Here is a 23810-nt window from a genome sequence, read left to right as displayed (position 1 = left end):
CGGAGCTTGATTTCTATGAATGTCGACCGCAGGCGGACTTTCTCGCTTGGCATTGCCCTGTTCGTGCTGAGTGTTCGACCAACTGCCGCGGATCAACAAGAGAATCCCGTTCCGATCCAGTATAACCGCGACATCCGCCCGATCCTGGCGGAGAACTGTTTCGCTTGTCATGGACCTGACGCTGGGCATCGCGAAGCGGGATTGCGACTCGATACTGCTCATTCCCGGAGCGTCGAAGCCGACTCCGGTCTACTGGCGATTTCGCCTGGGAGAAGTCATGAGAGCGAGCTCATGGTCCGGGTGACCTCGCAAGACCCCAGTGTAAAGATGCCTCCTCCGAGCAGCCATAAAACTCTCACTGCAGAGCAGATTCGCTTGTTGAAACGCTGGATCGATGCGGGAGCAGAATATGAAGACCACTGGTCGTTTCTGCCCGTCAAAAAACCGGTGCTATTGGATTCGCAAGGTGCATCCGTCAGTGCCAGGCGTCCAATCGATGAGATCGTTTTGAAGGAACTGGCTGAGCAGGGGCTGCAAGCTGCTCCGCAGGCAGACCCTGTCACGCTCGTACGCCGCCTCGCGTTCGATCTGACCGGCCTTCCTCCCACACCGGAGCAAGTTGAAATGCTTGCGATTGATCAAAGCGACTCTGCTTATGAAACTGTCGTCGATCAGCTGATGGCGTCGCCTCGCTTCGGCGAACGTATGGCGATGTGGTGGCTGGATCTTGTGCGTTACGCAGACAGCGTTGGCTATCATGGAGACCAGGCGGTTGACGTCTATCCGTTTCGAGAGTGGGTCATCAATTCGTTTAACGAGAATAAGCCTTTTGACGAATTCACCCGGGAGCAGCTAGGGGGAGACCTGCTCCCGAATCCGGATCTCGCGCAGAGAATCGCCGCTGGCTATAACCGACTGGGAATGATGACTCAGGAAGGGGGAGCTCAGCCGAAGGAATATCTCGCCAAATATGCTGCTGAACGAGTGCGAAACATCGGGGGAGCATGGCTGGGGCTCACCACCGGGTGTTGTGAATGCCACGATCACAAATTCGACCCCCTCACGGCACGGGACTTTTATCGACTCGCAGCCTTCTTTGCGGATATTCAGGAACAGGGACTTTACACCGGGGGAACATTCGGACCGACCACGCTGATCACGAACGCGGAGCAGAGCGCTCGACTTGCAAGTCTTGATGCACGGATTGCCGAATTGAATCGGCAGCTGAATGAAATCACCCCTGAGTTCAAACAGGCGCAGACAGACTGGGAAGCCAGGCTGCAGGATCCCGTCCAATGGATTGTTCTCAAACCACTGAACGCAGAATCGACGCAGGGAACAATCTTGAGCGTGCGTGAGGGAGGCGAGATTCTCGCCAGCGGTCCCAATCCGGCAAAGGAAAACTTTCTCGTTCGCTTTTCTGGTCCGATCCCGAATCTGACCGCTCTTCGCCTCGACGCTCTTCCTGATGCATCATTTCCCGAACAAGGGCCCGGGCGTTCGTCGAATGGAAATTTCGTGCTGAGTGAAATTGTCGCGACTCAACACAAGGACAACTCCGAAGTAACGATCCCTCTGGTCAACGCTTCGGCCAGCTTCGAACAGGACTTCACAGGTAACGGGAACCCGTACGGCAAGTGGTCAATTCGATCGGCAATTGCTCCAAATGCCAGCGAATCGAAGCTGGGCTGGGCGATCCTTCCGCAGACTGGAAAAACGCATGGAGCCGTCCTGAAGTTCAAATCACCTCTGAACCTTGCAGAGTCAGAGGAGCTGACGATCAAGTTGTCATTTCATTCTGAACACGCGCAGCACACTCTTGGGCATTTCCGGATTTCCGGGACAACCGTGGTACAACCGCCTGCTCCATGGGCAGTAGACCAACTTCCCAAGAATATTCGAGAAATTCTTTCGATCGAAGAATCCGGACGGGACAACGACCAGAACGCCGAGCTCACAAAATACTATCGATCGATTGCGCCGATGCTCGAACCCGTCCGTGCTCAGCTGGCCACCGTGCAGCAGGAGCGGGTTGAGTTTCAACAGACGTTGCCGACAATGCTCGCGACGATCCAGGTCGAGCCCCGGGTGGTCCGAGTGCTTCCTCGCGGAAACTGGATGGATGAATCGGGTGAAGTCGTGCTGCCGGGCACTCCGGAGTTTCTCCCGCAGATCATCCATAAGGAAGGTCGACTCAACCGGCTCGATCTGGCCGACTGGCTGGTCTCGCCGGAGAATCCGCTGACCGCCCGAACGTTCGTCAATCGGATCTGGCATCTTTTGTTCGGTGCAGGAATCTCCCGCAAGCTCGACGACTTAGGCGCACAGGGAGACTGGCCAACGCATCCGCAGCTGATCGATCTGCTGGCAGCGGATTTCATCAAAAGCGGATGGAACGTCAAACAGCTCATTAAAGAGATCGTCATGTCAGAGACGTATCGGAGAACTTCTCGCAGCACGCCTGAACTGGACGAGAAGGATCCATTCAACTTCTGGTTGGCACGACAAGGGCGGTTCCGTCTGGATGCGGAAGTGATTCGCGATAATGCCCTCTGGATCAGTGGACTTCTCGAAGAGAAGGTGGGAGGGCCCAGCGTGAAGCCGTATCAGCCGCCGCGGTATTGGGCATATCTCAACTTCCCGGAACGCGAGTGGGGAAACGATCAAGGGGCCAATCTCTATCGCCGTGGACTTTACACACACTGGCAACGGCAGTATCTGCATCCCAGCTTACTCGCGTTCGATGCTCCCAATCGTGAGGAATGTACTGCGTTACGCGTTCGTTCCAATACTCCACTGCAGTCGCTGGTGCTGTTAAACGATCCGACCTATGTGGAGGCGGCGCGAGCGTTCGCGGAATTGATCATCAGGTCCGGAGACTCAAGGCAACAGCGTTTCGACTTTGCCTATCAGCGGGCTTTATCGCGGTCAATAAACGCCTCTGAAGCAGCCGTCTTGTCGGAGTTACTCGACCAGCATTCTGCCGAATACCGTAACGATCCCGAGTCGGCTTCGTCCGTGCTCAAGAACGGCGTACAACCGCCACCCGCGGATCAGGATGCCGTCGAACTGGCGGCATGGACCAGCGTCGCGAGAGTCATCCTGAATCTTCATTCCACGATCACCAGAAACTGAAACATGGAACCTGCCACACTCGAAAAGTTGCTTACACGCCGCGCTGTCCTCGGCCGCAGCGCTCACGGACTCGGCACCGTCGCCCTGGCTTCGATGCTCAACGCGCCGCTGACCGCTGCTGCTCTCTCCGCCGAAAAGACCGACCGCTGGCGGGGTGTTGTCGATCCCCCTCACGTTCTGCCGCGTGCCAAACGGGTCATCTGGCTCTATATGGCGGGGGGGATGTCCCATCTGGAAACGTTCGATGAAAAGCCTTTGCTGAAACAGCTGCATGGTCAGCCGATGCCTGAAAGCGTCACCCAGGGACAGCAGATCGCACAGCTCCAGGGACAGAAGCTGAACTGTTTTGCCCCTCAGCATGAATTTCAAACGTACGGCCAAAGCGGCCAGAAGATGAGCACAATATTTCCTCTGCTTGGACAGATGGCAGCGGACGAGATATGCATCGTCCGATCGCTCCACGGAGAGGCGATCAACCATGATCCTGCACACACGCTCATGAACACCGGGAGCATGATTTCAGGACGGCCCAGTGCGGGAGCCTGGTTGAATTACGGCCTGGGAACCGAAACCGAAAACCTGCCCGGCTTCGTCGTCATGATTTCAACGGGCAAGTTTGGCCAGAAGCAACCGATTGCCGCCAGACAATGGCATTCCGGGTTTCTCCCCAGCCGGTTCCAGGGAGTTGAATTTCGCAGCACGGGAGATCCCGTTCTTTATGTCAGCAATCCACAAGGAATCGACCGGAATCGACAGCGGGATGTTGTGCGCGCTGTTCAGCAGCTGAATCAGCTGGAAAACGAGTCTGTGAATGATCCAGAGATTGCAACCCGGATCAGCCAGTACGAGATGGCTTTCCAGATGCAGGCCAGCGTTCCGGAACTCATGGACGTGAGCCAGGAGCCCAAGCACATTCTCGACCTTTATGGAACCCAGGGAGGCGATGGCTCGTTCGGCTCCAACTGCCTGCTGGCTCGTAGACTCGCGGAACGGGGCGTGCGGTTCATTCAACTTTATCACCGCGACTGGGACCATCACGGTTCGGTGAAAGACCATTCCGCGGGGACTGCTGCCGAAGTGGATCGCGGCGCTGCCGCACTGATTACTGATCTGAAACAGCGCGGGATGCTCGAGGATACTCTGATCGTCTTCGGAACCGAATTCGGCCGTACTCCGATGGCTCAGGGGAACGGCCGCGACCACCATATCGCCGGCTTCTCAATGTGGTTCGCGGGGGGTGGGATCAAGAGCGGGTTCAGCTACGGTGCCACGGATGATTTCGGCTATCACGCCGTCGAGAATAAAGTCAGCATCAATGATGTTCACGCAACGCTCATGCATTTAATGGGAATTGATCACCAGCAACTGACGTTCAGCTTCCAAGGTCGCAATTTCCGCCTGACAGATGTCGGTGGAAAAGTGATCCAGTCCATTCTGGCCTGATGTGATCGCCCGCCGGTTGCCTAACAGACCCGCACCAGGAAAATTCTTTCCCGCTTGAGTAACTCCTTCAGGAACGGTTCCGTAGTCGACGTACGTCAGTGAGTCAAAAAAGGCCCCTTCGGTTTTCTGAAGCAGCTCCCAGTCCCGCAGCGTGAATCAGAAAGTCATTGAACCCACAGCCTTCAACGACAGCAATGAACGGTATTTCCAGCTCAGCACATCGCCGGGTGAACTGGTCAAAGAACTCCAGAATCTTCTCCGGCTGCGTAGACACCTGGCGAGCCAGCAGGAGATCGCCGCTCTGGTCGCGCAATGAAACAGTCAGCAGACGGGCATGTTGAAATCTCGCTACAAAGCCAGAGGCTCACCATCCAAGTGTGGTATTAATAGGCGTAGGGATTTCCTGCATCGTAGAATGCCCGAATCTCTTCATCGCTTGCAGCTCGAGAGAGAAGGACAAGCTCATCAATTCTGCCACTCAGCTTCCTGTCGGCTGCGTTCCAGTTGCCCATTTGTGAGGGGCCCAGGCGAGCTGGATGCGCGACATCGAAATGGACTGCGTTGTCGAACTCTCCATTGAGATAAAACCTGGCGACGCGAGCTTCCGAATCGTATGTGACAGCGAGGTGAATCCAACGCTGCTGGCTGGAGAAGACGGGCCTTTTCGAATCGGCATCACAGCGTTGACCGGTTTCCTCCGAAGAGGTTTGATTATTGAGAATCGCCAGTCGCATCGTTTTGGCATCGGTCACCATCCAGTGAATCTGTCCTGAGACACCCTCCTGAAACCAGTTGTCGGTATGCAGAAGCGACTGATAGGGATTCCGCAGCTCATCCAGACGGATCCAGGCGGCCATTGTGAGCTGAGGAAATTCGCGATCCTCTTCAACTTTCAGCTTGATGTGATCTCCCTGCGATTTGAACTCGGGTGCATGGGATCCCGGCCATCGCCCCTGCACGACGCGGTAGACACCTTCATAGCGAACGTCTGACTCGAAGTCGAAAAGCGAGATGAGATCCGGGTCGTCGCGCAGCGTGCGTGAGAGAAGGTCGGCATGTCGTTTCCTGCCAAAAGCGAGGGCTGCCCGCATCGGCTCGACTTCCGAAGGCCGGATAAATGCTGCGGATCGCAAGTCGCGTGAAACGCCCCCGGCTCCGTTGATCTTCAGGGCATCACCGTTGAGCAGACTTTGCGACTTGTTGTCTTCCCCGGTTTCAGCAATCACCTCCCCCTTAAACACGTGAATCTCAGTTTCCTTGTCATTCGCAACATCGACGCCAAAGGTCGTTCCGAGATCGACCGCTTTCCCGGATGGTGTCACAACGGTGAAGCCCTTTGCGGAAGGGGGGATCTCCGCAGCAAGACGCCCGCTTTTCAGGTGCAGCTTCTGAGGGGACTCAAGCCGCAGCTCTGCAGGAGCTTCCACAGCAACTCTCGCACCTGTGGTCGTGACAATCTCCATGGCCCCTGCGGAAATGTGAATCCAGTTTTTGTGAACCGGCATTCCCTCCGGGAACTCATCTCCCGCTGTCGAGATACTGATGATGGCAAACGCAGCAGGCTGAGTTCGAAACGCATAGACTCCACCGATCGCAACCAGGAGGAGCGTCGCGATCACCCACGGGACGCCACTGACCATCGTTCTGCCGACTGTGGAGCGCGACCGGACTCTGTGGGGAGTCTGTATGGTCTTCTGAATGGAAACCTCTTCCGCCAGAACTTCGGCAATCGCTGAATCAAGATTCAGGGTCTCGATAAATTCGTCGAGCTCACGTTCATTCTCCCGGAGGCGCGAGTTGAGCGTCGCCATCTCGTCACATGAGATCGTCCCTTCCATATAGCGCTGAACGAGTTGATACAGGGTTCGAGATTGATTCATGTTGGCCACTCACGAGCAATTTCGCGTTGTACACAGTCACGCAGCGACAGACGAATCCGATGCAACCACTGGTAGACCGCTTTCACGGTTCTGCCTGTCAAGGCGGCAATCTCCTCAACCCGCGAACCGGGTTGATAGATCTGCACGAGAACATCCCGGTCAGCTGCTGAAACTTTCTGGATGCACGACTCGAGTGCAACTCGCTTCTTCTGCAGCGCGGGTTCAAGTTCCTCGGATCGATTTGCAATCAGTTCGACCACATCGTTGTCGAGGACAAGACGTTCACGTCGTAGATCACGCAGTCTGGCGAGAACTTTGAAACGGGCGATCTGAAATCCCCACGCACGAAAATCGTCTCCGGGTGAGAACTCGTCAAACTTCTCCCACATCACGATTGACACCTCCTGCATCACGTCATCGACGTCGGAACGCAGAGGAACCAGCCGCCGCACAAAGGCACGGATGGCGGGCTCATGGTGGGAGTACTCACCGAAAAACAACTCGTGCCTGTCAACGGTCTTCATCATTCAGCCTGGGGAACCTCATGGATACTGTTATGGATCACTCGATCGTGCCAATGGCCATGAGCATCCCGGATCCGGCATCGTATTTCCATGCACCAGGTCGGTGCGATGTCCTGAATCTGAAGGTTCAATGAGAAGCGGTCACTGGAAATCGCAGCCCCCTGAACAGCGAGCGATCGTTCATTCAGATGTTCCGATCCGTAGTTGGCTGTTCTGTTCAGATCCCAGACTCGAACCTGATAGTTGTTCAGGTCGCCGGCAGTTTCGGAATCAAGTTCATCCGACCATTCGATGCGGATTCCACTGGGGAGGACATCAAGCTGAATCGGAACATAACTCGGCTTGCCGGTCGCGCGGATTCGATAGAGACCTCCTGGCTGCTGGCGGTTTCCCGCCCAGGAGTACATCCCGCAGACATACAAGTTGCCGTCCGCTGGATGAAACCTGCCGCGAAGCAGGCCCGTCGGCGCTGCTGGGATTGGGAGTTCGCACATTCCCCCTTGCTCGAGACCACTCAGCGACTGAATCGGAACGATGTAGATTTTCCCTTCGCCGTAGGAGAGGTTCAGAAGCTTTCCATTCAAACGCCCCCAGGCCGGGCTGTTGATCCAGAGGAGTTCTGCAGGGGAACGATCGAATGCATTCGTGATCCAGCAGACGGGGTTTTCCATCTGGCCTTTTTCCTGTTCGTTCAATTCATGATACCCGAACAGATTTCCGTAGAAGCCCCCCTCACGAACAAGGTTGATGCGGTTCTTCGGAGTCCAGTGGCCCTCCTGGTCCGTCACGAAAAACGTCCCGTCGGGATTCAGGCAGACGCCGTTGGCAGCACGGAATCCTCGTGCAATCACTTCCGATCGTTCGCCATCGGCGGAAACGCGAATGAGCGTACCGTGGTGCGGAACCACCGCTTCGAGGGCATGTCGTGCAGACTTTGCGTAGTAAAGATTCTTCTGCTCATCGACCTGCAGCCCCATGGCGAATTCATGGAAGTGTTCGGTGACTTGGTGGTCGTTATTCAGACACTCGTAGAAATCCGTTTCACCATCACCGTTGAGATCATTGAGAACGACAATCTGATCCCGGCAGGTCACGTAGACCCGGTCATTGACCACCTTAATTCCCAGTGGCTGAAACAAACCATTGGCGATTCTCTGCCAGGTGACCCGTCCAGACTGCTCGGTGCTCAGGATGCCGGAAATCAGCCAGACATCTCCATCCCAGGTGCAGAGGACCATCCGGTCCCCGTCTGGCAGGAAGTCGAGACCAGTCGGTCGCATCTGGGCAAACCAGGGGTTGTCGTCGGAGAGGGTGATGGTGTCAACGGCGAATGCCCCGTCCTCGGTGCCGCGAAGCACTGGGGTGGTCAGCTTCTGACCCCAATTTGGAGCACCGCCCTGCAACAGCGTTTTCAATTCCGGGACGGTACCCTCTTCGACCGCGATCAGCCCCCGTTCGCTTCCGGATGCAAAGTTCGCAAAAGTCAGCGTGAATTTCAGCGGCGATTTTCCCTCTGGAATCGTCAAGCAAAGCCGTCCATCCTCAAGGCTCCATCTCCACTGCTGCTGCGGGGGTGAGACCGCAGCGACAAACGTCTCCCCTTCCGCAGGAGCGACTGGAGAAAGTTCCACGCTCGCAGCACTCAGTTGTGTCAACTGCACAGCGTCTCGTCGTGCAGTCACCAGCAGCTTGAGCTCTCGTTCACGTGAACCGATTTCAAACGACCGGGTCAAGACGCGAGGGGTCTGGTCATCACTGTGTTCGGATCGCGGTGCGAGCCCGGGCATCTCCAGGACGGAAGTGCCTCCAACGGTGTAGCTGAAGATAGTCCGACCGTTGTGAGTGTAATGCCCATGATACTTTCCCCACTCCCGCGGCAGGGGCCCGTACCGGCGTCCGTCCCGGCCCAGCACTCGTTCGCTGTCATCGAAGTGACCGGTTGCCGGATTCGCCCACCCCGGTGCGTTCGGGGTTTCAATCACTTTCCGTCCGACGAGATGGGGATGCTTGAAGTGCTGGCCGTTGAACTGAATTCCGTTCCAGTCGATGAATCGGTTCGCCGGTTGTGAGGCGTCCGCCTGCCAGGCAAATGCCAGTCGCAGCGTATCATGGTCGAAGGCTGCCCAGGCGCTGCCTTGAACAATCCCGCCCGGACCATCATCAAGTCGAGTGGCGATCGCTTTGTAAGCGAGATTAGTTCCATCTTCGCCCGACTCGAAGGTGTGGGTCAGAGTCGGTCCGTAGTCCATCCGGGACCATGGCTCGAAACGGACCGGTTCGGGGCCTGTCGTGTCACCTTGGGGAAGCCGGTTCAGATAGTCGTCCGAAATCGCGAAGTACTGGCTCGGGTTATGCGCCTGAAGAAAGTGATGTTGAATGTAGTGAATGACGTCATACTTCTGCTGAGGAACCATCCATCGTTGAGGGACCATCATGCCGAATCCGGAAGTCAGGGTCTGATACATCGCGTATGGATCGTTCCCCTTCTTGAATCGTCCTTCCGCAAATCGCAACGCCGTCGGCAGGGAACCGACATGCTCGGTATCCCCATGGCAGTTCCGGCAGGTCTGTTCGTAGATCTGCCGGCCTCGTTCAAGGGACTCACCGTTCCATGCGCGGATCATCCCAGCATGATCGACGCGGCTTTCGTATTCCGGCAGTCGGAATGCGAGCTGTTCTGCAGAGGGCTGAAGCTCGCGAGCCCGTTCCTTTCCGCCATCGCGAATCGCAATCAGGTAGCTGATCAGATCCAAAAACGACTCGCGGTCCTCGAGCAGATTCACCTGACCGGGGGGCATGATGGAGACGTTGGACTTTTTGCGTTCATCAATTTCTGAGAGTGGAATCTTAGTGACGTGACTTGTCTGGAGATCACGCAGGGATATTGATTCGTCCGTTTCATCGTCGACCAGACCTGTGAATGTTCGCCCATCGTCGGTGGCGACGACAACGGTTTCCCACCCCTTGCGAATCGATGAGGAGGGTGTCAGAACGGCCTTCACAATCTCTTCATCGGAAAGCTTTGCGTCGTACTGAGTGAGATCGGGTCCAAGCTGAGGGATGCCGGTTGTTTCCTGTCCAGTCCTGTGGCACTTCGAACAGGCGAGCAGAGGACTGTGAAAGACAAGCGCACCTCGTTGGGGGTCGCCTGTAGTCCTGGCCGACTGTGCAAGAGCAGCGGGTGCCTCAGCCAGCAGCGTTTCTTCAAGAGGCGGCTTCGCTGCAGGTTGTTCTGCACTGGCGCAGGCGACGTTGAGCAATACCAGACAGATGATGACCTGGCAGGAATGCAGTCGGGGAATTGATCCAATCTGTAAGCTCATGAATCCACAGCTCTCCGCCCAAGTTGAAGCAGCCCTTTTGATGGAGGCTGGTGTGTGACGAACTCAATCTTTTGCCCGAGACGTAGTGGGCGATCGTCGAGCTCGATCTCAAGGTTCAAGGACAACGTCGAATTCAACGTGCTCTTTTCCGATCTTGATTTCGATGGGAGTTGTCTCCACAGACCGGTATTTCTTCGGAATCAGTTGTTGATCGGGCTTGTAGCTCGGATCAGGGCTCTGCATCCCGTTGATCATCACCGTTTTTGGCCCTGGAGGAGCGACCACGACCCGATATAACCCTGGCGATATCGCCAGAGCGGAAGCAGGGACGTACCGGTACTGTCCATCTTGGGTTGTTCGAGTGATGAAGGTGTCATTTCCATTTTCGGCGGCAAATGTCAGGACGCATGCCTCTGGGAGCGGTTTCCCGCCCACAGTCGCCGTCCCCGAAATTCCTCGAATCGCGGGACCAGATGGACCGCATCCAACCTGAAAGACAAGAAACGCGAATCCCAGGATGCTCCCGAGACGCAGCTGTGCAGAATGAGTCAACCGCGCACCTGTTTTTTCATGATCACGAAATCGTTTTCGAAGTGATGTGCCGTCACGTCACGCTCTTCTCGAACACGTGAAATTCGCTGTCATCTGATGCCGAGAGAGTGACGGACACGTCTTATGGACCTACCGGAGCAACACTGTGTCATCCCTAGTAGATTGCTTCAGCGGAGTGGCTGTACCCGCGAGTTAGAGCGGTTTTGCCAATAATCTATTACGTTCCGCAGGCGATCATATGGACTTTCATGCGGTGAAAATCCTGAATCGCCTGCACATGATAGACCAAACTGGTCTAGAATTCGCCGACGACGTTTCCGTCGTCCCGCATGGCGAAGTATTTCAACGTGTCCAGGTTGATGTTGTCACTGAGAAACGTGACATGGCCATCTCCGAAAAGAACCTGAACGCCCCCGGTGTGCTGAGAGCTCAGCGGGTTATTCGGTCCGAAATTGACATTGATCCCCGGCTGGTCGTAATTCGGTGAATTGGGCTGATAATGCACGGTCGTCAGGTTGAACACTCGAGTCACTGAGGGCCCTGGAGCCCAGTTCCCACTCGTCCCCATCAACCACGAGTGTGGCCCCGAACCGCCGGTGTAGACCCGGTTTCCGCTGATGGTGTGTGCCGCGTAACCCCCTCCGGTCGTGCCGATCGTCGATGCGAAGGTTGAAGTGACCATGTACCCGCCGACCTCTCCAACGATCATGACATTGGAAAGCCCATCAGTGACATCTCGCATCCGGACGACCGCATTCCGTTCGAACATTCCGCTGGTCGACTGGTAGCCGCCGCCTGTATCGCCAGTGTCTGGACAGCAGTTTGCCGCTGCTCCGGCAAGTCTGCTGGCCGGTTGAGTGTATGTACTTGTGTTGGACGCGCCGGAGATCCCGATGTAAGTCGAGCGTTTCTGCCAGTCAGCCGGCTGAGGCATCGGACTTGAAGGGCACAGCTGAACGGAAATATTGGTTCGCCCGATCATCTCAGTTCCCGGACTGCTGTCGAGACCGGTATTCGGCCCTTCGAACGTGAGGGCGTTGAAAAGATTGGCCTGATCAAGACCCGGCAGCAGGCCAGCCCACCAAGAGACCCCGTAGTCCTCTCCCTGACCGTGCCGGGCACCGATCGGGAAGGAGTTGAAGTTGTCATGGTAGTTGTGAAGAGCCAGACCAATCTGCTTCAAGTTGTTCTTGCACTGCGAACGGCGGGCGGCTTCCCGAGCCTGCTGGACCGCCGGGAGAAGCAACGCGATCAACACCGCGATGATCGCAATTACGACGAGTAACTCGATCAGAGTAAAACCAGATCTGAGTCGATTGGATGGCAACATGGGGAAGGCTCCACAGGAATTCTCAATGAGAAGGGCGGGTTACAAGAGGCAGGAGATGAACGCATCATCGAGGGTGTTCCGCATGTCTCGACTTCTTCCCGGCTGAAAATGGGAAATTTTTGAAATTCCTGATCTTCAGAAATTTCACATCGGCCACCGAACGAATGAGTGCTCGCCGCTGAGAAAATCGGAGCCGATAACCGACAAAGCGGTGAGATTGTGCATTCCACGCAATGTCGGACCTGGGACACCCGGCTCCTGAACTGAAACCGGGACCAAAGAAGAAAATACGAACATGCCGAGCTTACTCGCATGAACGTCAATCCAATCCCAGGAACAGGTAAATGGCACCAGAAACAACCGCCACCGCCAAAGCGTCCGGCAGCTGCGTGATCACGTGATCCATGTGATCCGATTGTGCTCCTAAAGAAGAGAGGCAGGCAGTGGCCGAAATCGGAGAACAGTGGTCACCAAATCGGCCCGCGCTGGCCGATCGGTCTTGCAGCGTTTGCGTTCCTCCGGCTGAATGAGGATCACCCTGTGACAACGGCAGTCCCGCAGCATGCGGATCAGCCAGTCATTGAGCCCGCAGACTTCGACGACAGCAATCAACTGTTCGTCAAGCTCAGCACACCGTCGGGTGAGCTGAGCGATGAGCTCAAGAATCTTCTCCGGCGCGAGATCGAGGATGAGAATCAGATTCCTTCCCGGCTCCTGGAACAGAAATTCATTGCCAAGCGGTCGGGATCTTTCCGCCACTGTGATGTCCCATCCCACGGAAACCTCAATCTCACCTCAGTTTCCGTCGAGGATGAAATCTTGGTCCGTTCGTTCCCGAAAAAAGTGAGTAGAAACACGAAATTGTTGACCCAATGCTCCTGACTTTTGTCATTGCTTAGTAGATCGTTCATTTCAAAACACTCAGTGCGGGCCATTGAGAAGATCGAAGATAGGCTTCCCAGTGTCGGACGAGGATCGGAAACGAGGTAGATGCGTGTTTCAATGCTTTCCAGTGATGGAACCACCCTTGTGGCCTCCCTGCGGGCGGGAGCTCGGTCACTGAGATGCAGAATCCATTCGACATCGATGAATTACGTGCGGAGTTGAGTGAGCCCTCACATGAAGCCGAGTTCCTGCATCAACTGTCGGGAGCATACCGCACCATTTACGCATGTGCACTCTCCATCGTCGGAAATCGAGCGGACGCTGACGACGTCGTTCAGGAAGTGTGCGCAATCATCTGGAAAAAGTACTGGGAGTTCACACCGGGGACAAATTTTACGAAGTGGGCCACAGCCGTCGCCTTTAAATCGGCGAAAGCGTTTGTTCGCGATCGCCGCCGACAGGGAGGACTGGGGCTTCGCGAAGGGATTCTGGACAAGGTCGCGAAGGTTCGGACGGCAGGGGCAGAGCTTTTTGAATTGCGCCGCGAATGTCTTGATGAATGTATCGCAAAACTGAGCGATCAAGAGCAGAAGTTTTTATTGAATTGCTATCGCCCCCATCGAAATCTCGTGGAGTTTTCAAACCGAACTCGAATTCCCATCGCAACGGTTTACACCCGTCTGAAGCGACTCAGAAAACGCTTGACTGAGTGTGTGACCAGGGCGATGGGAAATATTGAGCCCTGAAGGACGGGGATCAGAGCGTCGGCGACATTGGCCGGCGTTTCACTTTCAGCTTTATGGGAAGTCTTTCGAAAGAGTACGGCGTTTCCCTGAGAAACGTCTTCAGCTCAGGATGATTCAGAACAACGATGAGTTCAGACCAGATTCGCGTTACTGAAGTTCTTCAACTCGCAGATGCCTACTTTGACGGCAACATCGATGCGGAAGGAATTGCGCGCCTTGAGCATCTGCTTGACACAGACATGGCCTGTCTGCATGCCTATGTCGAACGGACTGACTTTCATGGGAAACTTCTCGAGAAAGCCGATCCGCAATCGGATGAACAAGCGACTTTGTCGGTGTTGAGAGAGTTTTCAGAGGCCTGCGAACGCCGGGAACATCGGGTCTTCCGGAATTACATTCTTCTGTCGGCCGCTTCCTTGCTGCTGGTCGGTTGCGGACTGAGCTGGATGTTCTTTGCAAACCCGTTTTCGGGCTCGTCATTAGGACGCATCACTCACCTTACGAGCAGCACGGTCACCTCTTCCGGTTCATTGGAACTTGGAAAGGTGGTTCGAACAGGAGATACCATCACCGTTGATCAGGGAGTTCTGAGTTTTGAACTCGCTCACGTGGTCCTCGACCTGGTGGGGCCTGCTCAATTGAAACTGAAAGATGAGACGCGGGTACAGCTTCTCCACGGAACATTAACGGCCCACGTCCTTCCTGGAGGAGAAGGGTTCACGGTTTCGACAAATGATGCGGAGATTGTGGATCTCGGGACTGAATTTTCGGTCCGTTATGACTTGCTGAAGGGAACCGAAGTTTCTGTCCGGCGGGGAAAAGCCAGGGTCAGTCTGCTGGATTACAGCGGAGCCCCTTCGAAAATTCTGGATCTGACCACATCGCGAGCCGCCCGCTTTGAACGCTCCCGTGCACTCGCGACAGAAACAGCTTTCGATCCTCAGTCGTTCCGGGAAGTCGATCGAACCCGCGGAACCATCCGCTCAATCACCGGTCAGTTCAGAACAGAGACTGAACTTCCCGCATCGCTGCTCGTCGAAGAAACGCCCACCCCCAACCACATGTTGATTCTCCCTGAAAAGCGACATTTCGTTCTGACGGAAGATCTGGAAGTCGACACGGCCGAAGGACGAAAACGGATCGCGGCGGGAACGTCGGTCAGCAGCTACCTCGTGCACTACGATCCAACTTCGTCGGCATCATTTGCTCCTCGCGGTTCAATTACCTTCTTCGGAAAGATTGCCGCTGTCGTGACGGGATCCGACGCCTTACAGCAGACCGACCCTCTGCTGGGATCTCCTCAAATCAAGTATGAGACTCGCCGTTCTCGCGGGCTGGAACAGTATGACGAACTCCGCATCTCGGACGATCAAAGGACCGTGTCGTTCTTCTTTCGAATGGACTCACCCGAATACCAGGATCAGACTCGCATTATTGTGATCGATTAATTCAGTTCAACACGTTCAGGAAGCGAATATGCCCCGTACCAGGACTCAATGTGGTTCCCAGACCCGACGAGGATTCACTCTCATCGAACTGCTGGTCGTCATTGCGATCATTGCGATTTTGATTGCGTTACTGCTTCCTGCGGTGCAGCAGGCCAGAGAGGCAGCCCGGCGCAGTCATTGCAAGAACAACCTCAAACAGATTGGACTGGCGCTCCATAACTACCACGACCTGTATTTCATGTTTCCGCCGGGCGGGGCTGGAGGAACCACGTTGACATTCAGCAGTACGGGTGCCTGTGTCTTCACCCCCAGCTCTGCAACTGTTGCGCACGCAAACCGCGCCCGGCGGGCTCCCTGGACAGTGGCGATCCTCCCTGCTCTCGAAGAGACCGCGCGCTATAACGAGTTCAGTACCGAGGAGCACTTTACCATCACCCGCAACGAGCGGGGATCAACGCGAAATCACTCGGCATGGGAAAAGCCACTGGCCAAATATCTCTGCCCTTCGGACACAAATGACGCAAGGGGAAACAAGTCGAGTTACAAAGGAGTTTCCGGAGGAGGCGACAACTTCTGCTCCGTGACTTCTGATACAGCAAACCCCGCCTTTCACAAAAATGGGGTCCTCTCTCACAATTCAAACACCCGGATACGCGATATCACCGACGGGACGACGAACGTCTTCCTCGTTGGAGAATGGGATAAAATGTATGGTCCCAGTTCGAACATCAACCAGGCTCTGGGTTGGTCATCTGCTGACAATGACTACAACCAGGACTGGGGATTCTCTGTCAACAGCGGCGGGACCTATTACCCCATGAATACAGGGGTCACCGGTCACCAGAAGTCTGCCTACTTCTCCAGTCCTCACCCGGGGGGAGTTCATTTTCTGAAGTGCGATGGATCAGTTCACTTCATGAGTCAGAACATGCACTTGAACGCCTACCAGCAAATGGGGATTCGAAACGATGGCCTCCCCATTGAAGCCTTCTGAGAACGTTTCCCTGTTTCACGCTTTGAAGAGTCAGATGGAGAACCTGGGTGCGATTACGAATTGTGCTGCTATTGGCGGTCCTCTCGATGACCGGATGTGGAGCCGGGAACCAGGAGGGCCCGAAACGGTTTGTGATTCGAGGAGACGTCAACTTCAATGGCGTGCCTGTGCCGAAAGGGAGTGTCCTCTTCGCTCCAGATGATTCGAAAGGAAACTCCGGCCCTGGAACACTCGTCCGAATCGAAGAGGGACGTTTTACGATGACTCGGCCCCAGGGAGTCATCGGTGGGCCACATGTCCTCACCATTTCGGGTTTCGATGGAGTGCAACCTCCCGGGGTCTTTGCTCCGGATGGAACAACGTTGTTCCCTCCTTACAAGCTCGAGAAAGATCTTCCTGCCAGTGATTCGACCATCACGATCGATGTCCCTGCCACCGAGTCCAGGACCGGAGAGAAGACACGGGAAGCAAATCAATTACTTCGATCCAATTGACATCAACGGCGTCCCCCTTGCAATTGCTCTTTCATCGATATTAAAGGGACTCATCCGATGAGTCGGAGGAAGGGATTACCGACGCATGGCTCCAGTCTCTGAAGCCCGGGATGAAATCAGATGCGGTTTTTGAAATTGAATGGATCCAGGGAGTCGATTCCTCGGCGTACGATTGGCCCGGCGATTCTTCGTTTGCACGGTCCCGGAAGTCCGCGTACATCAGTGCGGTGATGGACAACCTGCCGGATGCTGAGTTGGTGTTTGATCGATTTCACATCATGAAGCGGCTGAATGGGAAGCTGACGCAACTTCGGCGGGAACTGTTTCGTGAAGCTGAAGGCCCGTTGTCTAAGCGAATCGCTGCTGCGTCCCTCCAGACTCCACGGGCGAGTCGAAACTGTTGGTCCCGAGACAATGTGGACGTGGATGCCGTGAGCAGCTGAGACTTGAGGACGGCCGTCAGTTGACGTCGGTCACCGATGACAGAAGGTTGGCGATCTTCCGTCAAGGATTTTCGTAGGAACACTGGCCCCGCCATTCAGTTCCCAATGATGTGTCGCAGGACAGCGACCAGTTCGGAAACCAACGGAACCGACCGTTCCTTTCGGGTTTTGACCCGCCAACCGAGTTCTGCTTTGTTCCGCACATGCAGTCACCCCATTTCCAGATCGAGTTCCTCAGCTCCCGCGCACGAATTGTGCACCATCTTTGCACCGGGAGGTCGCCTACAGAGAAGCAAAAATCCCGTAACCCCCATTGAACATGAAAGTTACGGAATCAGGCGAAGAATATAAGCGGAGAGGGGGGGATTCGAACCCCCGGTACCGTTTCCGGCACTCCGGTTTTCGAAACCGGTACATTCGGCCGCTCTGCCACCTCTCCGACCGCACCACGGACACTCTGACGTCTCATTGACGCTGCAAGCTCCGTCCAGCACAGCACTGTTCGACTCAACCGCATGGCTTGCAAGAATTTGTATTCTCAGCGAGCCGGTGCATCATCCCCTCAATCAGGAGATGCCGCATGGTGGAGCAGTCTACCACACCATCCCGTCGCCGCAAGGCTCACCGTCATAAGCCTCAATGGAAAGTGGGGCGACCACCCAGCGGGTTTCCGGATTTTCCGCTCTCACCCCACGCCACCGGGGCATAGCGCAAAAAGATCAAAGGACATCTTCACCATTTCGGACGATGTGCACGCAGCCTCAAACGCAAGCTGTAGCGACCTCCGGGGGCTGGCTGGGAAGAGGCTCTGAACCGCTCCCCGCTGCGGGTCGAGACCATCCTGCAGGGAAGCCCGTGCTCACCCCCAGTGGCCGGACGACAACCACGGTCTGTACAAACAATTCTCCCTCCGAAGCAGCGGAGTTTCGCCCCCACAAGAGATGACCGACCGGGCCTTCTTAAAGATCGATCTGCCGGCGGTACCGAAAGAAGCCACAAAAAAAGCCTCAAACCATTACGGTTCAAGGCTTTCTCGAGTGGAGGATAGCGGGTTCGAACCGCTGACCTCTTGCATGCCATGCAAGCGCTCTCCCAACTGAGCTAATCCCCCGGGTTGGGCCTGTTTGAGAACCATTCCACTGGAGTGATTCTCAATTTCTCCGCACTAACATTCGGCATTCCGCACCTGAGTGTTGAACCGAATGTGCGTGGCTGACGGATTTTTCCGCAGCACGCTGTGCGAACGAAACTTAGTGGGACCAGGGCAGGCTGTCAAGAATCTTCTTCAAATTCCTCGAGGACATCTCTGACAGCCAGAAATGCGCCCGGCGACTCGCTAGAAGCGGGTCGCCAGGGGTGAACATTTCACTTCGTTACTCAAACGTCAATTCGCCGTGCTGGGTGCCGACGTGGATCGTGGATCCTTCGGCGAACTCGCCGGTCAGAATTGCGTTCGCAAGCGCGTTCTGGAGGCGATTCTGAATGACCCGCTTGAGGGGGCGCGCCCCGTAGACCGGGTCGTATCCCTCATTGGCGAGCAACGTCTTGGCATCGTCGGAAACTTCGAGTCCGTATTCGTGTTCGGCAAGCTGCCGCTGAAGCTTTTTGATCTGCAGTTCGATGATCTTGCGAATGTCATTTCGATCCAGCGGATGAAAGACAATCACTTCATCGATCCGGTTGAGGAACTCCGGTCGGAATTCCCGCTTCAGCGCTTCCATGCAGACTTCGCGAATCTTCTCTTCGTCTCCTTCTTCGGCAAGTTCCAGGATCAGCTGTGAACCGATGTTCGACGTCATCACGATGATCGTGTTTGTAAAGTCCACAGTCCGGCCCTGTCCGTCGGTCAGGCGACCGTCGTCAAGAACCTGCAGCAACACGTTGAACACGTCCCGGTGGGCTTTCTCGATTTCATCGAACAGCACCACGGAGTAAGGTTGACGTCGAACTGCTTCGGTGAGGCGTCCTCCTTCTTCGTATCCCACGTAACCTGGAGGTGCCCCGATGAGGCGGGCCACGGAGTGCTGTTCCATGAACTCGCTCATATCGATGCGGATCATGTTCTTCTCGTCGTCGAAGAGGAACTCAGCAAGCGCTTTGCAGAGCTCTGTTTTTCCGACACCGGTTGGCCCCAGGAAGATGAACGAACCGATCGGCCGGTTCTTATCCTGAAGTCCGGAGCGGGATCGACGAACTGCGTTGGCGACAGCGGAAACCGCTTCTTCCTGATTGATCATGCGCTGATGAATCAGGTCTTCCATTAACAGCAGCTTCTCCCGCTCGGTCTTCATCATCCGGCTGACAGGAACACCCGTCCAGGCAGAGACCACTTGCGCAATCTCTTCCGGGCCGACTTCCGTTCTCAACAGCCGGGTGCGGTGTTCGAGATCACTTTGAGCCTGCTTTTCAGACTCTTCTTCCTGAGCCTCCACCTGCTTGCGAAGTTTGCTGCGTTGCTGATCGAGCTTGAAAAGGTTCTGGTAATCCGCTTCGTCAATGAGCCGACCGCTGGCCTGCTTTTCACGCATGGCTGCTTCCGCCTGAGCGTATTCCAGTTCGACTTGTTCGAGCTTTTCACGGACTCCCTTCACGTCGCCGAGTCCCAGTTTCTCGGATTCCCACTGCTCTTTCAGGCTGGCAAGCTTCTGTTTGAGCTTATCAGATTCTTCCTGAATTTCCTGCCGCTCTTTGGCAGCATGCTCTTCATCTTCCTCAGCCAGCTGGCGGGCAGCAATTTCCAATCGTGTGAGCCGGCGTTGAACTTCGTCAATTTCCGTCGGGACAGAGTTCAATTCCATCGCCACCCGGGACGCAGCTTCATCCACAAGGTCGATCGCCTTGTCCGGGAGAAACCGGTCGCTGATGTAACGATCCGACAGCGTGGCTGCAGCTTCCAGAGCTGCGTCACGAATACGGATGCCGTGATGGCGTTCGTATCGCTCCTTGAGTCCCCGCAGAATGGCGATGGTGTCTTCCACCGTCGGTTCGCGGACTGTGACCGGCTGGAATCGTCGTTCCAGCGCGGGATCCTTTTCAATGTACTTCCGGTACTCATCCAGTGTCGTCGCGCCAATGCAGTGCAGCTCGCCGCGTGCCAGTGCGGGCTTCAACAGATTGGATGCGTCCATCGCTCCATCGGTCTTGCCGGCACCCACGACAGTGTGCAGCTCATCGATAAAAAGAATGATCTTTCCCGAGGCCTTTTCGACTTCATTCAGAACCGCTTTCAGGCGATCTTCGAATTCGCCTCGGTACTTGGCCCCAGCGATAAGCGCCCCCATGTCCAGAGCGATCACCCGTTTGTCTTTGAGGACCTGAGGAACGTCTCCCAGAACGATCCGGTGTGCCAGACCTTCTACGATGGCGGTCTTTCCCACACCGGGTTCGCCGATCAGCACCGGATTGTTCTTCCGACGACGGGCGAGCACCTGAATCACACGGCGGATTTCGTGATCGCGGCCGATGACCGGATCGATCTTTCCGGCGCGTGCCAATTCCACGAGATCTTTGCCGTATTTTTCCAGCGACTGATACTTGTCTTCAGGATGTTGATCTGTCACTTGCTGGCCCCCCCGGACCGCCTTCATGGCTTCGACGATATCTTTTTCTTCAATCCCGTTGAGCTGGAGGAGCCGCTTGGCAGCGTCCTCGACGCGCGTCAGCGCGACAAACAGGTGTTCGGTCGAGACATACTGATCCTGTAGCGTCGAGGCGAACTTCTGCGCCTCTTCAAAAACCTGCATCAACTCGCGCGAGGCCCCAATCTCGACATTCGACCCTGTGGAGGAGGGGAGTCGTGCCAACTCGCCATCGACCATTTTCTGCAACTGGGAAACGTTCGCTCCCAGCTTGCTCAGAATCGCGCGGGGAATCCCTTCGGACTCCTGCAACAGGGCCTTCAGTAGATGCAGCGGGGTCAGCTGACGATGATTCATCTCCCGTGCGATTTCGTGTGCAGCCTGCACCGCCTCTTGAGATTTGGCGGTCAGTTTCTCCATTTTAAAAGCCATAGAATTTGCTCCCTTCAAAGCTGAGAACGGGGAAAGCAATCTGCATACCAACATGTCTCGGAATTCTTGTTGACGCAAGTTGATATGGGAGAATTATTTAATTTCAGGAAGAAGATCTGCGAAAAGACCACAAATGCCAAAGTGGCACCGCAAGATGAATCATAAGCAGAAAAGATTGAAGCCATTTTGGCAGTCGCGATTCTGCTCCGAACTGATGCGATTGTTCGGTGGCACCATCTAGGCCAAATCCTCTGGCTCTCTTGCCCCATCTCGTGATAGCTTCCGCATCTACGGACAGTACCGGGACCACGAGGGTCCCGGATCAGGCGGGTCGCTCCCGCTCAGGATCAGGAGGATCACGTGTCAACTTGCAAACGTCATTCGGGAACTGTTTTTCTCACGGGGATCCTGTGCCTCTTTCTGTACGCCTGTAATTCGCAGAAGAAGAGCGATAAAGCCGACGTGGAACTCCCGGCCTGGCTGACCGAGGAGGGTGCCCGCAATCGAGCTGCCGAAGAAACCCGGGCAGCGAGCGAATCGCCATCTGCTGAACTTGGCTTGAATCTGAATCCCGGCGACCAGTTTCCGCTCAGGAAAGTTGTCCAGCAGGAACTGATCCAGGGAACCCCGTCGGGCGAACCAGTGAAAAACTATTCGCGGCTGGAATTGATGATGGCCATCAGTGTCCAGGAAAAGCGCGAGAAACGGACAAAACTGTCGGTCCGCTACCATCGTGTGAAATATCAGCATGAAGTGGCTGATGAGCGTGTCGAGTTCGACTCCACCGTGCCGAGCCAAAGTGCGCCGCTGGGGGTGATTGCCTACCGGGACATGGTGAACGACGGGTTCGCGTTCTGGGTCGGCGAAGACAACCAGATCGTGGAGGTCGAAGGGCTCTCCGAATTTGTCGACCGCTGCCTGCGAAATGTTCCGCCGCAGCACCGCCAGGAAGTCATGCTGGGGATTGAAGCGGGCTCTGGGGAATCCGGAATTGCAAACTTCGTCGACAACACCATCGGACTGCTCCCCTATGGTCGGCGTACGACTCCGGGCGATTCCTGGGAACGACAGCAGCAGATTTCGCGCCCCATCCCAATGCATGTCAGCAACATGTACACGCTTAAGGATCTGAGCGACAGCCTTGCGGTCATCGACGTGCGTGGAACGATTACGCCATCAACGACACTCCATTCCCCCGACGGCGGTGAAAGTGTCAAGGTGACGGTCAACGGCGGCAGTACGCTGGGGAGCTGCACCATCTATCGAGATACCGGTCTGCCCAAAGAGAGCAGGGTCGACCGGATCGTCGATATGACGGTCGTGATGCAGAATTCGCTCAGTTTCCGGCAGACAAAACGAATCACCACAACGGTGGAGTCGTTCCCGGCCACCACAGTTCGCCCCGAAGCGGAAGTTGCTCAGCCTGCCATCCGGCCGGTCATTCGACAGGTCAGTGGCGAATACGCACAGCCAAGGTAACCGCTGAGCCTGCTCTCACGGGAACAGCATCGGGAACCGCTGCTTCACTGTGGCAATGCCGTCCTGGAAGGTGCGGATGTCGTTGGTCATCGAGATCATGCTGCAGCCCTGGTCGAGGAGCATGGTGGTGTGCTCCGGCGTCACACTCACTGAGCCAAATGTTTTGCCGTGCTTCTCGCAGGCCTGAGCGATTTTCGCGACCGCCATCAGGCAGTCCGGGTGCATGGACTGGCCGGGCACGCCGTAGGCCTGGCTCAAATCCGCAGGACCGATAAAGAGCAGGTCCACGCCGTCAATCGCGGCAATCTCGTCACAGCGGTCGACAGCTTCCCGGGTTTCAATCTGAATCGCGACGAAACTGTTTTCGTTTGCCTGCCGGCAGAATTCGGCGGTCGGAAGAAGTCCGAACTTGCCGTCGTGTCCTCCGCTATTCAGCCCGCGAACGCCCCGCGGAGCAAATTTCGCCCACTGCACAAACTGCTCCGCCTGCTCGGGGGTGAACACCTGAGCCGCCATGACTCCGCACACACCCGATTCCAGGCAGCGGGTCACCAGCGCATAGTCGGTCGGTGCGACGCGAACGAAAGAATCCAGGCCCCAGACCCGACCTGCTCTGGCTGCCGATTCAATCTGATCGATTGTGAAACCGGTGTGTTCGTGGTCGATCCAGAATCCGTTGAACCCTCCCTGCAGGCCATACATTTCGACTTGATTGGGATGAAACGAACGGCCCACTGCGAAAACGTTAACACGTTCGCGGTTGGCCAGCCGCTGCTTGATGGTGACGTGCTGCGGGGAGGTGTTCATATTGAGTTCCATCTAAGGGACGCTTCTGAATGTGAGTTGGCCACTGATGGTCTGTCGTGGCAAAAGTGTTCCTGAGGCGTTCCAGCATAGCAATTCAGCCCCACTGATGAAGAGGCAGAAGTCCGATTGCTGAATTGACTTTAGGGTAATGCAGAATTGTTGTTCACAAGGCTTGAGAGGGTGAGACCAGCATCTGATGCAAAGACGTTCTCGCGCAGGGACGCTGAGCCGCAGAGAAAAAATGTTATCGTTTGAGTGCTCGTTGTTTCTCCTCTCCGCGGCTTTGCGTCTCTGCGCGATCGTTTTTGATTTCCAAC

18 protein-coding genes, 2 tRNA genes and 1 pseudogene are annotated in these 23810 nt (G+C 55.7%); 10 read left to right on the top strand and 11 right to left on the bottom strand.

The window, feature by feature from the left end; translation table 11 throughout:
• The first annotated feature begins 15 nt into the window (after window positions 1-15).
• The 3 genes from SH661x_RS12470 (at window position 16) to SH661x_RS12460 (ending at window position 4894) form a co-directional block, all read left to right on the top strand.
• Entirely contained in the window at window positions 16-3135 is a 3120-nt protein-coding gene (locus tag SH661x_RS12470) for a PSD1 and planctomycete cytochrome C domain-containing protein (RefSeq protein ID WP_437221822.1), read from the top strand.
• A 3-nt stretch (window positions 3136-3138) separates the two neighbouring features.
• Window positions 3139-4578, top strand: a complete 1440-nt coding sequence (locus tag SH661x_RS12465) for a DUF1501 domain-containing protein (RefSeq protein WP_437221819.1) — start codon at window positions 3139-3141, stop codon at window positions 4576-4578.
• 151 nt (window positions 4579-4729) lie between these two features.
• Entirely contained in the window at window positions 4730-4894 is a 165-nt protein-coding gene (locus SH661x_RS12460; RefSeq protein WP_437221816.1) for a hypothetical protein, read from the top strand.
• 67 nt (window positions 4895-4961) lie between these two features.
• Here the strand turns inward: SH661x_RS12460 and SH661x_RS12455 are convergent, their stop codons facing one another.
• The 7 genes and pseudogenes from SH661x_RS12455 to SH661x_RS12425 form a co-directional block, all read right to left on the bottom strand.
• Window positions 4962-6458: a LamG-like jellyroll fold domain-containing protein gene (locus tag SH661x_RS12455; protein ID WP_437221813.1), complete on the bottom strand. Its 1497-nt coding sequence runs from the start codon at window positions 6456-6458 to the stop codon at window positions 4962-4964.
• Window positions 6455-6985, bottom strand: coding sequence for a sigma-70 family RNA polymerase sigma factor (locus SH661x_RS12450; RefSeq protein ID WP_437221811.1), 531 nt, complete (start codon window positions 6983-6985; stop codon window positions 6455-6457). Before SH661x_RS12450 ends, SH661x_RS12455 begins: the two co-directional genes overlap by 4 nt.
• Window positions 6982-10305 (bottom strand): DUF6797 domain-containing protein, encoded by a 3324-nt coding sequence (locus SH661x_RS12445; protein WP_437221809.1) that lies wholly within the window; start codon window positions 10303-10305, stop codon window positions 6982-6984. The genes SH661x_RS12450 and SH661x_RS12445 overlap by 4 nt, the downstream gene beginning before the upstream one ends.
• Before the next feature lie 108 nt (window positions 10306-10413).
• Window positions 10414-10857 carry a hypothetical protein gene (locus SH661x_RS12440; RefSeq protein WP_437221806.1) on the bottom strand — a complete coding sequence of 148 codons (444 nt, stop codon included), beginning with the start codon at window positions 10855-10857 and terminating at the stop codon, window positions 10414-10416.
• A 295-nt stretch (window positions 10858-11152) separates the two neighbouring features.
• Window positions 11153-12187, bottom strand: coding sequence for a DUF1559 family PulG-like putative transporter (locus SH661x_RS12435; RefSeq protein WP_437221804.1), 1035 nt, complete (start codon window positions 12185-12187; stop codon window positions 11153-11155).
• A gap of 325 nt (window positions 12188-12512) precedes the next feature.
• Window positions 12513-12662: pseudogene (locus tag SH661x_RS12430) on the bottom strand (Na+/H+ antiporter NhaC family protein); the annotation flags it as partial.
• The gene (locus SH661x_RS12425) at window positions 12611-12946 is read right to left on the bottom strand and encodes a hypothetical protein (RefSeq protein ID WP_437231243.1); all 336 of its coding nucleotides are present in this window, start codon (window positions 12944-12946) and stop codon (window positions 12611-12613) included. The gene SH661x_RS12425 and the pseudogene SH661x_RS12430, both read right to left, overlap by 52 nt.
• A 305-nt stretch (window positions 12947-13251) precedes the next feature.
• On the opposite strand from SH661x_RS12425, the gene SH661x_RS12420 reads away from it, so the two are divergent.
• From SH661x_RS12420 to SH661x_RS12400, 5 genes are all read left to right on the top strand, one after another.
• A complete protein-coding gene (locus SH661x_RS12420; RefSeq protein WP_437221801.1) occupies window positions 13252-13818 on the top strand; it encodes a sigma-70 family RNA polymerase sigma factor in 567 nt (188 codons plus the stop codon).
• Between the two features lie 125 nt (window positions 13819-13943).
• Window positions 13944-15266 (top strand): FecR domain-containing protein, encoded by a 1323-nt coding sequence (locus SH661x_RS12415; protein WP_437221798.1) that lies wholly within the window; start codon window positions 13944-13946, stop codon window positions 15264-15266.
• Window positions 15267-15294: 28 nt separating this feature from the next.
• The gene (locus SH661x_RS12410) at window positions 15295-16260 is read left to right on the top strand and encodes a DUF1559 domain-containing protein (protein ID WP_437221796.1); all 966 of its coding nucleotides are present in this window, start codon (window positions 15295-15297) and stop codon (window positions 16258-16260) included.
• Between the two features lie 47 nt (window positions 16261-16307).
• The gene (locus SH661x_RS12405) at window positions 16308-16754 is read left to right on the top strand and encodes a hypothetical protein (RefSeq protein WP_437221794.1); all 447 of its coding nucleotides are present in this window, start codon (window positions 16308-16310) and stop codon (window positions 16752-16754) included.
• 110 nt (window positions 16755-16864) lie between these two features.
• Window positions 16865-17197 (top strand): transposase, encoded by a 333-nt coding sequence (locus tag SH661x_RS12400; protein WP_437221792.1) that lies wholly within the window; start codon window positions 16865-16867, stop codon window positions 17195-17197.
• Between the two features lie 352 nt (window positions 17198-17549).
• Here SH661x_RS12400 and SH661x_RS12395 read toward each other — a convergent pair.
• Window positions 17550-17636 (bottom strand) — tRNA-Ser (locus tag SH661x_RS12395).
• A gap of 141 nt (window positions 17637-17777) precedes the next feature.
• On the opposite strand from SH661x_RS12395, the gene SH661x_RS12390 reads away from it, so the two are divergent.
• Window positions 17778-17906: a hypothetical protein gene (locus tag SH661x_RS12390; protein WP_437221789.1), complete on the top strand. Its 129-nt coding sequence runs from the start codon at window positions 17778-17780 to the stop codon at window positions 17904-17906.
• A gap of 329 nt (window positions 17907-18235) precedes the next feature.
• Here SH661x_RS12390 and SH661x_RS12385 read toward each other — a convergent pair.
• Both SH661x_RS12385 and clpB read right to left on the bottom strand, forming a co-directional pair.
• Window positions 18236-18308, bottom strand: a tRNA-Ala gene (locus SH661x_RS12385).
• 262 nt (window positions 18309-18570) lie between these two features.
• Complete coding sequence (gene clpB, locus SH661x_RS12380) at window positions 18571-21207, bottom strand: ATP-dependent chaperone ClpB (protein ID WP_437221786.1); 2637 nt, start codon at window positions 21205-21207, stop codon at window positions 18571-18573.
• 360 nt (window positions 21208-21567) lie between these two features.
• Between clpB and SH661x_RS12375 the strand changes: the two genes are divergently transcribed.
• Window positions 21568-22686 (top strand): DUF6263 family protein, encoded by a 1119-nt coding sequence (locus tag SH661x_RS12375; RefSeq protein WP_437221784.1) that lies wholly within the window; start codon window positions 21568-21570, stop codon window positions 22684-22686.
• A gap of 15 nt (window positions 22687-22701) precedes the next feature.
• Here SH661x_RS12375 and SH661x_RS12370 read toward each other — a convergent pair whose 3' ends face one another.
• Window positions 22702-23493, bottom strand: a complete 792-nt coding sequence (locus tag SH661x_RS12370) for an HpcH/HpaI aldolase family protein (RefSeq protein ID WP_437221782.1) — start codon at window positions 23491-23493, stop codon at window positions 22702-22704.
• Window positions 23494-23810 lie beyond the last annotated feature (317 nt).

Source organism: Planctomicrobium stercoris (genome assembly GCF_051465655.1).
Classification (GTDB): Bacteria; Planctomycetota; Planctomycetia; order Planctomycetales; family Planctomycetaceae; genus Planctomicrobium.
Note: the sequence above shows the minus strand (reverse complement) of the source record. Positions and strands in the feature narration are given on the sequence as shown.